Source organism: Streptomyces sp. NPDC012466 (assembly GCF_042955215.1).
Lineage (GTDB): Bacteria > Actinomycetota > Actinomycetes > Streptomycetales > Streptomycetaceae > Streptomyces.
Map to the genome: position 1 here is coordinate 75,396 of NZ_JBIBEQ010000011.1, position 11,567 is coordinate 86,962.

An 11,567-nucleotide genomic window follows, 5' to 3' on the forward strand; every position below is an offset into this window, starting at 1 on the left:
ACCTTAGTGAGCCGGCCGCCGGGCCTCGAAGGGGGCCGGTGTCCGCGGGACTCGCCACGCGAGGGGGTGAGGGCCGCCGGTTACCCTCGATGCGATCGAACCTGCTGTGAGTGAAGAGAGCATTGCCGTGACGCATCCGTTTCTGGACCTGGCCCCGCTCGGCGCGGACCGCTTCGCCGCCATCGAGGACCGTGTGGCGCGGCTGATGGACACCGAGCAGGACGTCGTGATCATGCAGGGCGAGGCGCTGCTGCCGCTGGAGGGCGCGATCCGTGCCGCGGCCGGTCCGGGCACGACGGCGCTCAACGTCATCACGGGGCCGTACGGGCAGACCTTCGGCGACTGGCTGCGGGACTGCGGCGCCACGGTGATCGACCTGGCGGTGCCCTTCCACACGGCCGTGACGGCCGAGGAGATCCGGCAGGCCTTCGCCGAGCACCCGGCCATCGACTTCGTGTCCCTGGTGCACGCGGAGGCGGCGACCGGCAACACCAACCCGGTCGCGGAGATCGGCGAGGTCGTGCGGGCGCACGGGGCGCTGTTCTACCTGGACGCCGTGGCGTCGATCGGGGCCGAACCGGTGCTGCCGGACGCCTGGGGCGTGGACCTGTGCGTGATCGGCGCGCAGAAGGCGATGGGCGGCCCGGCCGGGGTGTCGGCGGTGTCGGTCAGCGAGCGGGCCTGGGCCCGCATGGCGGCGAACCCGAAGGCGCCCCGCCGGTCGTACCTGTCGCTGCTCGACTGGAAGGAGCGGTGGATCGACGGCGGTCGCACGGCGCTGCTGCACGCGCCCGCGCAGCTGGAGATGCTGGCGCTGGAGGCGTGTGTGGAACGGATCGAGACGGCGGGGCTGGAGGCCGTGATGGCCCGGCACGCCTCCGCCGCGGCGGCGACGCGGGCCGGGGCGGTCGCGCTCGGTGGCGGACTGGAGCCGTACGTGTACGAGGCCAGGGACGCGGCGCCCGTCGCCACGACGCTGCGGGCGCCGTCCGGGCTGGTGGCGTCGGAGCTGGTCCGGCGGGCGCTGGCGGCGGATCCGGCGGTGCCGCTGGCCGCGGGCGGAGGCACGCTGGCCAAGGAGATGATCCGGGTCAACCACTACGGCGCGGATGCGACGCCCGGGGCCGTGCGCGCGAGTCTGGTGGCCTTGGGGACGGCGCTCTCCGAGCAGGGGCTGCCGGTCGACGTGGAGGGCGCGCTGCGGGCCGCCGAGGAGGCGTGGCGGTAGTCCCCGGCCGGAAGGCATCGGGCATCGAGGCACCGGGGCACCGTTGTCGGTGCCCCGTGTCATGCTCCCCGTATGAGCGCCGACACACCCGCTGACGCCCCGACCCTTCCCGACGGCCGCCCCGTCCCCCACCTCACCGGTGACGAGCGGGCCATGCTCGAGAGCTGGCTGGACTTCCACCGGGCCACGCTGGCGCTGAAGTGTGCCGGGCTGGACGACACTCAGGTGCGGGTCGCGGCGGCCGAGCCGTCGTCGCTGACGCTGCTCGGGCTGGTGCAGCACCTCGCCGAGGTCGAGCGGAACTGGTTCCAGCGGGTGGCCGGCGGGCTGGCCGTACCGCCCGTGTTCGAGGACGCGACCGGCTACGCACTGGATCCGGCGCGGGGGCTCGACGAGGCGCTCGGGATCTGGCGGCGGGAGATCGCGCGGGGGCGGGAGCTGTGCGCCGGGCTGCCGCTGGACCACATCGGGCGGGTCGCCGAGGGGCCGGTGCCCGGCATGGAGGTCAGTCTGCGCTGGGTCCTCATTCACATGATCGAGGAGTACGCGCGGCACAACGGTCACGCCGATCTCCTGCGGGAACGTATCGACGGAGTGACCGGGGCCTGAATTCCCCGTGCTTTCCAATACATCCCACATGTAAGCTGGCACACAATTAAGAATTCTTTCAAGAATAGCTTCCCGTATTCTTCTGCCCGCTTTTCCCGGTCCTAAACGCGCAGATTTTGAGGACACTCGGCGGGGAAATTCCGGCAGGTCTCGTGGGGGTTACATGGCTGTGACGCGTTACACACCGTGACCACTTTGCCCGGTAATTACCGGACAATACAGGGCGTTCCGCCACCTCTTCGCGTGATCTCTCGCGCTCGCGTGATAACACAGACGAAGCCCATATGTAACCCCGATCGGCGATGCAATTTTGAATTTCGCTGGGTAAGTTCATTTCGCATGACTGCCGTACAAGCAGATCCGCAAATCGACCGCCCCACGGTGGCTGACGGAGCCGCACTCTGGCGGATGGCGAAGGACTCGAAGGTTCTCGACGTGAACTCGTCCTACAGCTATCTGCTGTGGTGCCGCGACTTCGCCGCCACATCGGCTGTGGCCCGTGACGAGCACGGCGAGCCGATGGGTTTCATCACCGGGTACGTGCGGCCGGACAGCCCGCGCACCCTGCTGGTCTGGCAGGTGGCGGTCGACGAGGCCCACCGCGGGCGCGGACTGGCCGCCGCCCTGCTCGACGGTCTGGTCGCGCGGACCGTGACCGAGCGAGAGGTGACGACGGTGGAGACCACCATCACTCCGGGCAACACCGCCTCTGAGCGCCTGTTCACGTCGTTCGCCGAGCGTCACGGCGCGCGGCTGGAGCGCGAGGTGCTGTTCGACACGGGCCTGTTCCCCGACGGGCCGCACGACGCAGAGGTGCTGTACCGCATCGGCCCCCTGCCCCACTGAGACTTCCCGCCCCACCCCACTCCCGCAGACTTCCCCCACGTACCGAGGAGCGATTCGTCGTGACCATCACCCAGCCCGACCTGAGCGTCTTCGAGACCGTCGAGTCCGAGGTGCGCAGCTACTGCCGCGGCTGGCCCACCGTCTTCGACCGTGCGGTGGGCAGCCGCATGTACGACGAGGACGGTCATGAGTACCTCGACTTCTTCGCCGGAGCCGGGTCACTGAACTACGGGCACAACAACCCGGTCCTGAAACGCGCGCTGATCGACTACCTGGAGCGGGACGGCGTCACGCACGGGCTCGACATGTCGACCACCGCCAAGCGCACGTTCCTGGAGGCCTTCCAGAACCTGCTGCTGCGCCCGCGTGACCTGCCGTACAAGGTCATGTTCCCCGGCCCGACCGGCACCAACGCCGTGGAGGCCGCGCTGAAGCTGGCGCGGAAGGTGAAGGGGCGCGAGTCGATCGTGTCGTTCACCAACGCCTTCCACGGCATGTCGCTGGGCTCGCTGGCCGTGACCGGCAACGCCTTCAAGCGGGCCGGCGCCGGCATCCCGCTGGTGCACGGCACCCCGATGCCGTTCGACAACTACTTCGACGGCACGGTCGAGGACTTCCTGTGGTTCGAGCGGCTCCTGGAGGACCAGGGCTCGGGTCTCAACAAGCCCGCCGCCGTGATCGTCGAGACCGTGCAGGGCGAGGGCGGCATCAACGTGGCCCGGCCCGAGTGGCTGCGCGCCCTGTCCGAGCTGTGCGAGCGGCAGGACATGCTGCTGATCGTCGACGACATCCAGATGGGCTGCGGCCGTACCGGCGCGTTCTTCTCCTTCGAGGAGGCGGGCATCACGCCGGACATCGTCACCGTCTCCAAGTCGATCAGCGGCTACGGCCTGCCCATGTCGCTGTGCCTGTTCAAGCCCGAGCTCGACGTCTGGGAGCCCGGCGAGCACAACGGCACCTTCCGCGGCAACAACCCCGCGTTCGTCACGGCCACCGCGACCCTGGAGACGTACTGGGCGGACGGCTCCGCGATGGAGAAGCAGACCCGCAAGCGCGGCGAGCAGGTCGAGCAGGCGCTGATCTCCATCACCGAGGAGAACCTGGCCGACGTGAAGGAGTACCGGGGCCGCGGCCTGGTGTGGGGCCTGGAGTTCCACGACAAGGCACGCGCCGGCAAGGTCGCCAAGCGCGCCTTCGAGCTCGGACTGCTCATCGAGACGTCCGGCCCCGAGAGCGAGGTCGTGAAGCTGCTTCCGGCCCTCACCATCACGCCGGAGGAACTGGACGAGGGCCTGAGCACGCTGTCCCGCGCCGTCCGAGAGACCGCCTGACACAGAACCGAGAGCACCACCCATCTAGGAGGCATCGCAGCACCGTGATTGTCCGTTCGTTCAAGGAGATCGAAGGTACCGACCGGCACGTGAAGGCGGCGTCCGGCACGTGGGAGAGCAAGCGCATCGTCCTCGCCAAGGAGAAGGTCGGCTTCTCCCTGCACGAGACGGTCCTGTACGCAGGTACGGAGACGTCGATGTGGTACGCGAACCACATCGAGGCCGTCGTCTGCGTGGAGGGCGAGGCCGAGCTGACCGACCACGAGACCGGGCAGACGCACACCATCACGCCCGGCACCATGTACCTCCTGGACGGGCACGAGAGGCACACGCTGCGGGTCAAGCAGGACTTCCGCTGCCTCTGCGTGTTCAACCCGCCCGTGACCGGACGGGAGGACCACGACGAGAACGGCGTCTACCCGCTGCTCACCGAGGAGGTGTGACGTTTCCATGACCGCCATCACCGAGACCACCACCGGTATCACCGACCTCTATCCCAGTCGCGGCGCCACCGAGGTGCTCACGCCGCGTCAGGACCCGGTCGTCTGGGGCGCCCCCGACGCCCCGGGCCCGGTCGCGCCGGCCGACCTGCTGTCCTTCGAGCGCGACGGCTTCCTGGCCATCGACGAGCTCATCGGCCCGGACGAGGTCGCCGTGTACCGGGACGAGCTGAACCGGCTGGTCACCGACCCGGACATCCGTGCGGACGAGCGGTCGATCGTCGAGCCGCAGTCCCAGGAGATCCGCTCGGTCTTCGAGGTGCACAAGATCAGCGAGGTGTTCGCCCGGCTGGTCCGCGACGAGCGGGTCGTCGGACGGGCGCGGCAGATCCTCGGCTCGGACGTGTACGTCCACCAGTCGCGGATCAACGTCAAGCCGGGGTTCGGCGCCAGTGGCTTCTACTGGCACTCGGACTTCGAGACGTGGCACGCCGAGGACGGTCTGCCGCGGATGCGCACGGTGTCGGTCTCGATCGCGCTGACCGAGAACTACGACACCAACGGCGGGCTCATGATCATGCCGGGGTCGCACAAGACGTTCCTCGGGTGCGCGGGGGCCACGCCGAAGGACAACTACAAGAAGTCGTTGCAGATGCAGGACGCGGGCACGCCCTCGGACGAGGCGCTGACCCAGCTGGCCTCGCAGCACGGCATCAAGTTGTTCACGGGCAAGGCCGGTTCGGCGACCTGGTTCGACTGCAACTGCATGCACGGATCCGGCGACAACATCACGCCGTTCCCGCGCAGCAACGTGTTCATCGTGTTCAACAGCGTGGAGAACACGGCGGTGGAACCGTTCGCGGCACCGGTGCGGCGACCGGAGTTCATCGGGGCGCGGGACTTCACGCCGGTGAAGTGACCGCCGGTCAGCGGTGAAGTGACCGTGTGACAGAGCTGCCGGGTGGGGCCTCCTCGTGTGGGACGGGAGGCCCCGCCCGGTTGTGTCATGCCGCGAGGATCTCCAGCAGCCGGTCCACGTCCGCGGGCGTGTTGTAGAGGTGGAACGCGGCCCGCAGGTTCCCGGCCCGGTCGGAGACCTCGATGCCCGCCCGGCTCAGTTCGCCCTGCCGGTGGCCGAGCCCCGGCACCGACACGATGGCCGAGCCCGGCGCGGGCACCGGCTCGTGTCCCAGCCCGGCGAGTCCGGCGCGGAAGCGGTCGGCGAGGCCGACGTCGTGGGCGTGCACGACGTCGATGCCGATCTCTTCGAGCAGTTCCAGTGAGGCCCGCAGCCCGGCGTAGGTGAACAGGGCGGGGCTGACGTCGAACCGCCGCGCGGAGTGGGCGAGTTCCTCGACCGGGCCGTAGCAGCTGTCCCAGGGGCGTTCCCCGGCGACCCAGCCGGCGAGCAGCGGCGTGAGCCCGCCGAAGTCCCGCGGCGCGACGAAGAACGAGGCGCCGTGCGGGCCCAGCAGCCACTTGAAGCCGACGGCGGCGAGGAAGTCGTCGGCGTCGGCCTCCATCGGCAGCCAGCCGGCCGACTGGGAGGCGTCGACGTAGGTGCGGGCGCCGTGCGCCCGGGCCGCCTCGCGCACGGCCGGCAGGTCGGCGAGGCGGCCGTCGGCGGACTGGGCGGCGCTGACCGCGACGAGCGCGGTGCCGGGGCGGACGGACTCGGCGACCCGCTCCAGCGGCACGGCCCGCACCTTGAGGTCGCCGCGCGCGTGGAACGGGTTCACCAGCGAGGAGAAGTCGCCCTCCGCCGTGAGGACTTCGGCGCCGGCGGGCAGGGACGCGGCGATCAGCCCGCCGTACTCGGCGACCGAGGCCCCGGTCGCGACCCGCTCGGCGGGCACGCCGGCCAGCCGGGCGAAGGACGCGCGGGCGGCCTCCACGTCCTCGTACAGGGGACCCAGGGGCGTGCCCTCGGCGCGCATCCGCACCGCCTGCTGCACGGCGCTGACGGTGCGGGCGGGCAGGAGCCCGTTGCTCGCGGTGTTGAGGTAGGTGTGCTTCGGGGTGAACTCGGCACGGACGAGGTTCTCGAAGGTCTCCATGGGACCACTCTGCGTCCCCGGGATCTCCCCGTCCATTGCCGATTTCTGCGTGATGCGGCCAAGGAGCGCTTATGGATGCGCTCCGAGCTGGGCTTTTCAGTGCTTGGGCACGGCGCAGCCGTCCGGCCCGCAGGCGTCCGCGCCGTCGGCGTCGCCGCTCTCGACGATCTTCAGGGGCGAGCGCTCGCCGTACGCCTGGGTGAGGGCCCGGGCGAACACCTCGGCGGGCTGGGCACCGGAGACGCCGTACTTCCGGTCGAGGACGAAGAACGGCACGCCGTTCGCACCGAGCTGCGCGGCCTCGCGCTCGTCGGCCCGCACCTCGTCGGCGTACGCGACCGGGTCGGCGAGCACCGCGCGCACGGCCTCGGCGTCCAGCCCGGCGGCCGAGGCGAGCTCCACCAGCCGCTCGTCGTCGTTGAAGACGGAGCGCTCCTCGGCGAAGTTGGCCCGGTAGAGCAGGTCGAGGAGCTGCTCCTGGCGGCCCTGCTCCTTCGCGAAGTGCAGCAGGCGGTGCATGTCGAAGGTGCTGCCGTGGTCGCGGCCCCGGGTGCGGTAGTCGAGCCCCTCGGCGGCGGCCTGGGTCCCGAGGTTGTCCTCCCCGGCCTCCGCCTGCGCGGCGCTCATCCCGTACTTCTTGGTGAGCATCGTGATCACGGGCTGGATGTCGTCCTTGGCGCGGCCCGGGTCCAGCTCGAAGGAGCGGTGCACCACCTCGACCTCGTCGCGGTACGGGAAGTCCCGCAGCGCCTTCTCGAAGCGGGCCTTGCCCACGTAGCACCAGGGGCAGGCGATGTCGCTCCAGATCTCGACGCGCATGTCTCGGCTCTCTCCAGGTCGTACGGTGCGGAGACTCCCTCCGCCAGGTGCATGAACGTTCAAGCAGCGAGGTTCATTCCCCGGACAGGGCGAACCGCATCCGCAGATGGTGGTCCCCCGGCCCGGCCGGCTCCGGGGCCCATCCCAGCCGCCGGTAGAAGCCCTGGGCCCGCAGGTTGTCCACGTGCACGTCCAGAACGGCCTCCCGACGGCCGTCGGCCCGCCACTCCTCGACGCAGGCCGCGTGCAGCGCGGCGCCGACGCCGCGACGCCAGTGGCCGGGGTCGACGTGGAACTGGAACAGCTTCACCGTGTCCGCCGGGGCATCCTCGGCCCTGCGGAACGAAGCCAGCCCGATCATGCGCCCCGCCTCCACGACGCACAGCACCCGCCCGTCCGGCCGCCCGAGAGCGCTGCGCCAGGCGTCGGTCCAGTCGGTGCCGTCCTGCGGCAGCCCGCTGGGGTAGTACGTCGCCCGGGCCCGCGCGTGCAGTGCGACGGCGTCCGCCACCTCGGCGGGCAGGACGGTACGGATCACACGGCCTGGAGTCACTCGGTCCCTGATCATGGAACCGATGACGTGATCGCGCGGGGAGGCGGTTCCCGGCCCGGCCTCAGCTGCCGTCGCGCAGATCCTTGGGCCAGGACGGCCTGAACTCGATGTGGTCGTACGTCACCACGCAGCCCTCGCCCATCGGGGACTGGGTCATGAAGCCGACCAGGGCCGCTTCCGTCTCCTTCTCGCCGGCGAGGGTGAAGAGACGGACGAAGACCCAGCGTTCACCGTCGCGGGAGGCGTGGAAGGCGAAGGCGCGGCCGGTGCGGCTCACCCGGAGCCAGACGGAACTGCCGTCCACCGTGAAGGAGTTGGCGTCGTCGGAGTGCCCCCGGGTCACCACCGTGCAGACGGTGGGGACGTCCGGGGAGTACTCCAGGCAGAGCTTGGCCCAGGCCCGCTCCCCCACGTGGACGTAGAGCACACCGGCGTCGAAGGCCGCGCCGAACCCGACGGTGACCTTGGCGATCAGCTGGAAGTCGCCTTCGGGCGCCCCGAGCAGCCGGGGCGCGTCGGAGGCGGGGTCCAGCCCTTCATCGGTGGGCGGAACGAACCGGTCCTGCCGCGACCCGGCCCATCCGGTGAGCACGCCGTCCTCGTAGGACCAGTGACCGTCGGGCCCGTACGTACGCAGGCCGAAGGGAAGTTCGGGAAGTGTCAGATCCATTCGACCGAGTCTTTCAGCTCCGCCCCTCAGGGGCGCGGGGAACTGCGCGATCAACCACAACGGACCGCAAGCCGACAGCCCACCGCACCCCTACGGCGATCAACGCTCCAGACGCCCGTTGAACCGCCGAGGCAGCCCCAGCGGGTTGTCGTCCCGCAACTCCGGCGGCAGCAACGCCTCGGGCGCGTTCTGGTACGCGACCGGCCGCATCCACCGCTCGATCGCCGTCCCGCCGACCGACGTGGACGTCGACGTCGTGGCCGGGTACGGACCACCGTGGTGCTGGGCCGGCGCGACGGCGACACCCGTCGGCCAGCCGTTCACCAGCACGCGCCCCGCCAGCGGCGTCAGCTCCGCGAGGATCTCGGCGCCGCGGCCCTGCCCCGCCGCCTCCTCCTCGGACAGCTGCACCGTCGCCGTGAGGTTGCCCGGCAGCCGCGACAGCACCGCCTTCACCTCGGTCTCGTCCTCGTAGCGGGCCACCACGGTGACCGGCCCGAAGCACTCCTCCAGGAGCAGGTCGTGCTCACCCTCGGCGGCCAGCCTGCTCGCCGGCACCGTGAGGAAGCCCGCGCTGACGGTGTGCTCGCCGCCCGCGCCGGGGGTGACGGGGGACTCGACGTCGGGCAGCTCGGCCCGCTCGGCGACGCCCGCGACGAAGTTGTCGCGCATCCGGTGGTCGAGCAGGACCCCGGCGTCGGTGTCGCTGACGGCGTCGGTCAGGGACTTCAGCAGGGCGTCCCCGGCGGCACCGGCCGGCGCGAGGACGAGGCCCGGCTTCACGCAGAACTGGCCGACGCCCAGCGTCATCGAGCCGGCGAGGCCCGCGCCGATCGCCTCGGCCCGCTCGGCGGCCGCGGCCTCCGTGACGACGACCGGGTTCAGGGAGCCCAGCTCGCCGTGGAAGGGGATCGGGACCGGGCGGGCGGCCGCCGCGTCGAAGAGGGCCCGGCCGCCACGCACGGAACCGGTGAAGCCGGCCGCCGCGACCAGCGGGTGCTTGATCAGCTCGACGCCCGCCTCGAAGCCGTGGACCAGGCCCACGACGCCCTCGGGGATGTCGTGCCGGGCGGCGGCGCGGCGCAGCACCTTGGCGACGTACTCGGACAGGGCCGGGTGGTCCGGGTGGGACTTGACGACGACCGGGCAGCCGGCCGCGAGGGCACTCGCGGTGTCGCCGCCCGCGACCGAGAAGGCGAAGGGGAAGTTCGACGCCGAGTAGACGGCGACGACGCCCAGCGCCACCTTGTAGCGGCGCAGGTCCGGGATCGGCGGGGTCGCGGTGTCGTCGGGGTGGTTGATGACGACGTCGAGGAAGGCGCCCTCGTCGACGATGTCCGCGAAGGCGCGCAGCTGGTAGCAGGTGCGGGCGAGCTCGCCGGTCAGCCGGACCGGGCCGAGCGCGGTCTCGGCGTCGGCGGTCTCGACGAGACCGTCCTTGGCCGCCTCCAGCTCCTCGGCGGCGCTGCGCAGGAAGGCCGCGCGGACCGTGCGGTCCGCGAGGGCGCCGCGCGCCTCGTGCGCGGCGCGGACGGCGGCGTCCACCTCCTGGGCTGTGGCCTCCACCGCAACCTGTTCACGCTGCTTCCCGGTTCGGGGGTCGACACTCCAGACTGGTGCTGCTGCCACCGCGGGTCCCTCCACACATGTAATGCCGCAGTACTGGGTCATCCACCAGGGGCGTTCGATATACTGAACGCCGTCTCTGATGATGAATATGCTGTGGAGACTATTTCGCGTCCAACGAAGGGGTCAAGGGCGATGTCGGCTGGCGAGACGGGCGGCGGGGCGCAGGTCAAGTCCGCGGTACGAACGGTTGAACTGCTCGAATACTTCGCCGGGCGCCCCGGCATGCACTCCCTCGCGGCGGTCCAGGAGGCCGTCGGGTACCCCAAGTCCAGCCTCTACATGCTGCTGCGCACCCTGGTCGAGCTGGGCTGGGTGGAGACGGACGCGACCGGCACGCGCTACGGCATCGGGGTGCGGGCCCTGCTGGTGGGCACGTCGTACATCGACGGCGACGAGGTCGTCGCGGCGGCCCGCCCGACGCTGGACCGGCTCTCGGACGACACGACCGAGACGATCCACCTCGCCCGCCTCGACGGCACCAACGTCGTCTACCTGGCCACCCGCCAGTCGCAGCACTACCTGCGCCCCTTCACCCGGGTCGGCCGCCGGCTGCCCGCGCACTCCACGTCCCTCGGCAAGGCGCTGCTGAGCACCTACTCCGACGAGCAGGTCCGCAAGATGCTCCCGGAGACGCTGCCCGCGCTGACCGAGCACACGATCACCGACCGGGAGAAGCTCATCGAGGAGCTGCGCCAGGTGCGGGAGCAGGGCTTCGCCGTGGACCGCGAGGAGAACACCCTGGGGTTGCGCTGCTTCGGCGTGGCCATCCCCTACCGCACACCGGCGCGCGACGCGATCAGCTGCTCGGTGCCGGTGGCGCGGCTGACCCCGGCGCACGAACAGCTGGTGAAGGACGCGCTCTTCGACGCGCGGGACCGGCTGACACTGGCCACCCGTAGGCTCTGAGGCATGAACGTCGAGCTGCGCGAGGTCCACGACAGCGATCTGCCGGTCTTCTTCCGGCAGTTGAACGACCCCGAGTCCCTGAGCATGGCGGCCTTCACCCCGGAGGATCCGGCCGACCGGGCCGCCTTCGACACCCGCTGGTCCCGGCAGCGCTCCTCTCCCGACGTCGTCGCCCGCACCGTCCTGGCCGACGGTGACGTGGTCGGCAGCGCGGCGGTGTACGGGGTGCCGGGCGAGCGCGAGGTGACGTACTGGATCGACCGCGCGTACTGGGGCCAGGGCATCGCCACACAGGCCCTGCGGGCGCTGCTCGCCGAGGTGCCCGAGCGCCCGCTGTACGCACGGGCGGCGTCGGACAACGCGGGGTCGCTGCGTGTACTGGAGAAGTGCGGGTTCCGGGTGGTGGCGGCGGCCCGGGGGTACGCCACGGCCCGGGGTGCCGAGATCGACGAGACGGTGCTGATGCTGGAGGGCTGAGC

Annotated in this window: 13 protein-coding genes; 8 read left to right on the top strand and 5 right to left on the bottom strand. The window is 71.0% G+C overall.

Annotated elements, in window-relative coordinates; all coding sequences use genetic code 11:
* Positions 1-127 precede the first annotated feature (127 nt).
* The 6 genes from ACFY9E_RS33220 to thpD all read left to right on the top strand — a co-directional run bounded on the left by ACFY9E_RS33220 (position 128) and on the right by thpD (position 5,373).
* Positions 128-1,228, top strand: coding sequence for an aminotransferase class V-fold PLP-dependent enzyme (locus tag ACFY9E_RS33220; RefSeq protein ID WP_390990425.1), 1,101 nt, complete (start codon positions 128-130; stop codon positions 1,226-1,228).
* 72 nt (positions 1,229-1,300) lie between these two features.
* Positions 1,301-1,837, top strand: a complete 537-nt coding sequence (locus tag ACFY9E_RS33225; protein WP_390990428.1) for a DUF664 domain-containing protein — start codon at positions 1,301-1,303, stop codon at positions 1,835-1,837.
* 339 nt (positions 1,838-2,176) lie between these two features.
* Entirely contained in the window at positions 2,177-2,683 is a 507-nt protein-coding gene (gene ectA, locus ACFY9E_RS33230) for a diaminobutyrate acetyltransferase (RefSeq protein ID WP_390990430.1), read from the top strand.
* Positions 2,684-2,742: 59 nt separating this feature from the next.
* A complete protein-coding gene (gene ectB, locus ACFY9E_RS33235; protein ID WP_390990433.1) occupies positions 2,743-4,014 on the top strand; it encodes a diaminobutyrate--2-oxoglutarate transaminase in 1,272 nt (423 codons plus the stop codon).
* A 44-nt stretch (positions 4,015-4,058) separates the two neighbouring features.
* Positions 4,059-4,457, top strand: coding sequence for an ectoine synthase (locus ACFY9E_RS33240; RefSeq protein ID WP_390990436.1), 399 nt, complete (start codon positions 4,059-4,061; stop codon positions 4,455-4,457).
* A gap of 16 nt (positions 4,458-4,473) precedes the next feature.
* Positions 4,474-5,373: an ectoine hydroxylase gene (gene thpD / locus ACFY9E_RS33245; protein ID WP_390990904.1), complete on the top strand. Its 900-nt coding sequence runs from the start codon at positions 4,474-4,476 to the stop codon at positions 5,371-5,373.
* An 85-nt stretch (positions 5,374-5,458) separates the two neighbouring features.
* Here the strand turns inward: thpD and ACFY9E_RS33250 are convergent, their stop codons facing one another.
* The 5 genes from ACFY9E_RS33250 to ACFY9E_RS33270 form a co-directional block, all read right to left on the bottom strand.
* The gene (locus ACFY9E_RS33250; protein WP_390990439.1) at positions 5,459-6,511 is read right to left on the bottom strand and encodes an aminotransferase class V-fold PLP-dependent enzyme; all 1,053 of its coding nucleotides are present in this window, start codon (positions 6,509-6,511) and stop codon (positions 5,459-5,461) included.
* A gap of 96 nt (positions 6,512-6,607) precedes the next feature.
* Complete coding sequence (locus tag ACFY9E_RS33255; protein ID WP_390990440.1) at positions 6,608-7,330, bottom strand: DsbA family protein; 723 nt, start codon at positions 7,328-7,330, stop codon at positions 6,608-6,610.
* Between the two features lie 73 nt (positions 7,331-7,403).
* Positions 7,404-7,898, bottom strand: a complete 495-nt coding sequence (locus ACFY9E_RS33260) for a GNAT family N-acetyltransferase (protein ID WP_390990443.1) — start codon at positions 7,896-7,898, stop codon at positions 7,404-7,406.
* A 46-nt stretch (positions 7,899-7,944) separates the two neighbouring features.
* Positions 7,945-8,553 (bottom strand): DUF1349 domain-containing protein, encoded by a 609-nt coding sequence (locus tag ACFY9E_RS33265; protein ID WP_390990446.1) that lies wholly within the window; start codon positions 8,551-8,553, stop codon positions 7,945-7,947.
* Positions 8,554-8,652: 99 nt separating this feature from the next.
* Entirely contained in the window at positions 8,653-10,182 is a 1,530-nt protein-coding gene (locus ACFY9E_RS33270; protein ID WP_390990449.1) for an aldehyde dehydrogenase family protein, read from the bottom strand.
* 132 nt (positions 10,183-10,314) lie between these two features.
* Here ACFY9E_RS33270 and ACFY9E_RS33275 point away from each other — a divergent pair, with 132 nt between their 5' ends.
* Together ACFY9E_RS33275 and ACFY9E_RS33280 are read left to right on the top strand one after the other, a co-directional pair.
* Positions 10,315-11,088 (top strand): IclR family transcriptional regulator, encoded by a 774-nt coding sequence (locus ACFY9E_RS33275; protein WP_031109054.1) that lies wholly within the window; start codon positions 10,315-10,317, stop codon positions 11,086-11,088.
* A gap of 3 nt (positions 11,089-11,091) precedes the next feature.
* The gene (locus ACFY9E_RS33280) at positions 11,092-11,565 is read left to right on the top strand and encodes a GNAT family N-acetyltransferase (RefSeq protein ID WP_390990451.1); all 474 of its coding nucleotides are present in this window, start codon (positions 11,092-11,094) and stop codon (positions 11,563-11,565) included.
* Positions 11,566-11,567 lie beyond the last annotated feature (2 nt).

Bases quoted from the DNA above. Each gene is read 5' to 3' on its own strand.
- ACFY9E_RS33225 (WP_390990428.1), top strand. From the start codon at position 1,301: ATGAGCGCCGACACACCCGCTGACGCCCCGACCCTTCCCGACGGCCGC.
- ectA (WP_390990430.1), top strand. From the start codon at position 2,177: ATGACTGCCGTACAAGCAGATCCGCAAATCGACCGCCCCACGGTGGCT.
- ACFY9E_RS33250 (WP_390990439.1), bottom strand. From the start codon at position 6,511: ATGGAGACCTTCGAGAACCTCGTCCGTGCCGAGTTCACCCCGAAGCAC.
- ACFY9E_RS33255 (WP_390990440.1), bottom strand. From the start codon at position 7,330: ATGCGCGTCGAGATCTGGAGCGACATCGCCTGCCCCTGGTGCTACGTG.
- ACFY9E_RS33260 (WP_390990443.1), bottom strand. From the start codon at position 7,898: ATGATCAGGGACCGAGTGACTCCAGGCCGTGTGATCCGTACCGTCCTG.
- ACFY9E_RS33265 (WP_390990446.1), bottom strand. From the start codon at position 8,553: ATGGATCTGACACTTCCCGAACTTCCCTTCGGCCTGCGTACGTACGGG.
- ACFY9E_RS33275 (WP_031109054.1), top strand. From the start codon at position 10,315: ATGTCGGCTGGCGAGACGGGCGGCGGGGCGCAGGTCAAGTCCGCGGTA.
- ACFY9E_RS33280 (WP_390990451.1), top strand. From the start codon at position 11,092: ATGAACGTCGAGCTGCGCGAGGTCCACGACAGCGATCTGCCGGTCTTC.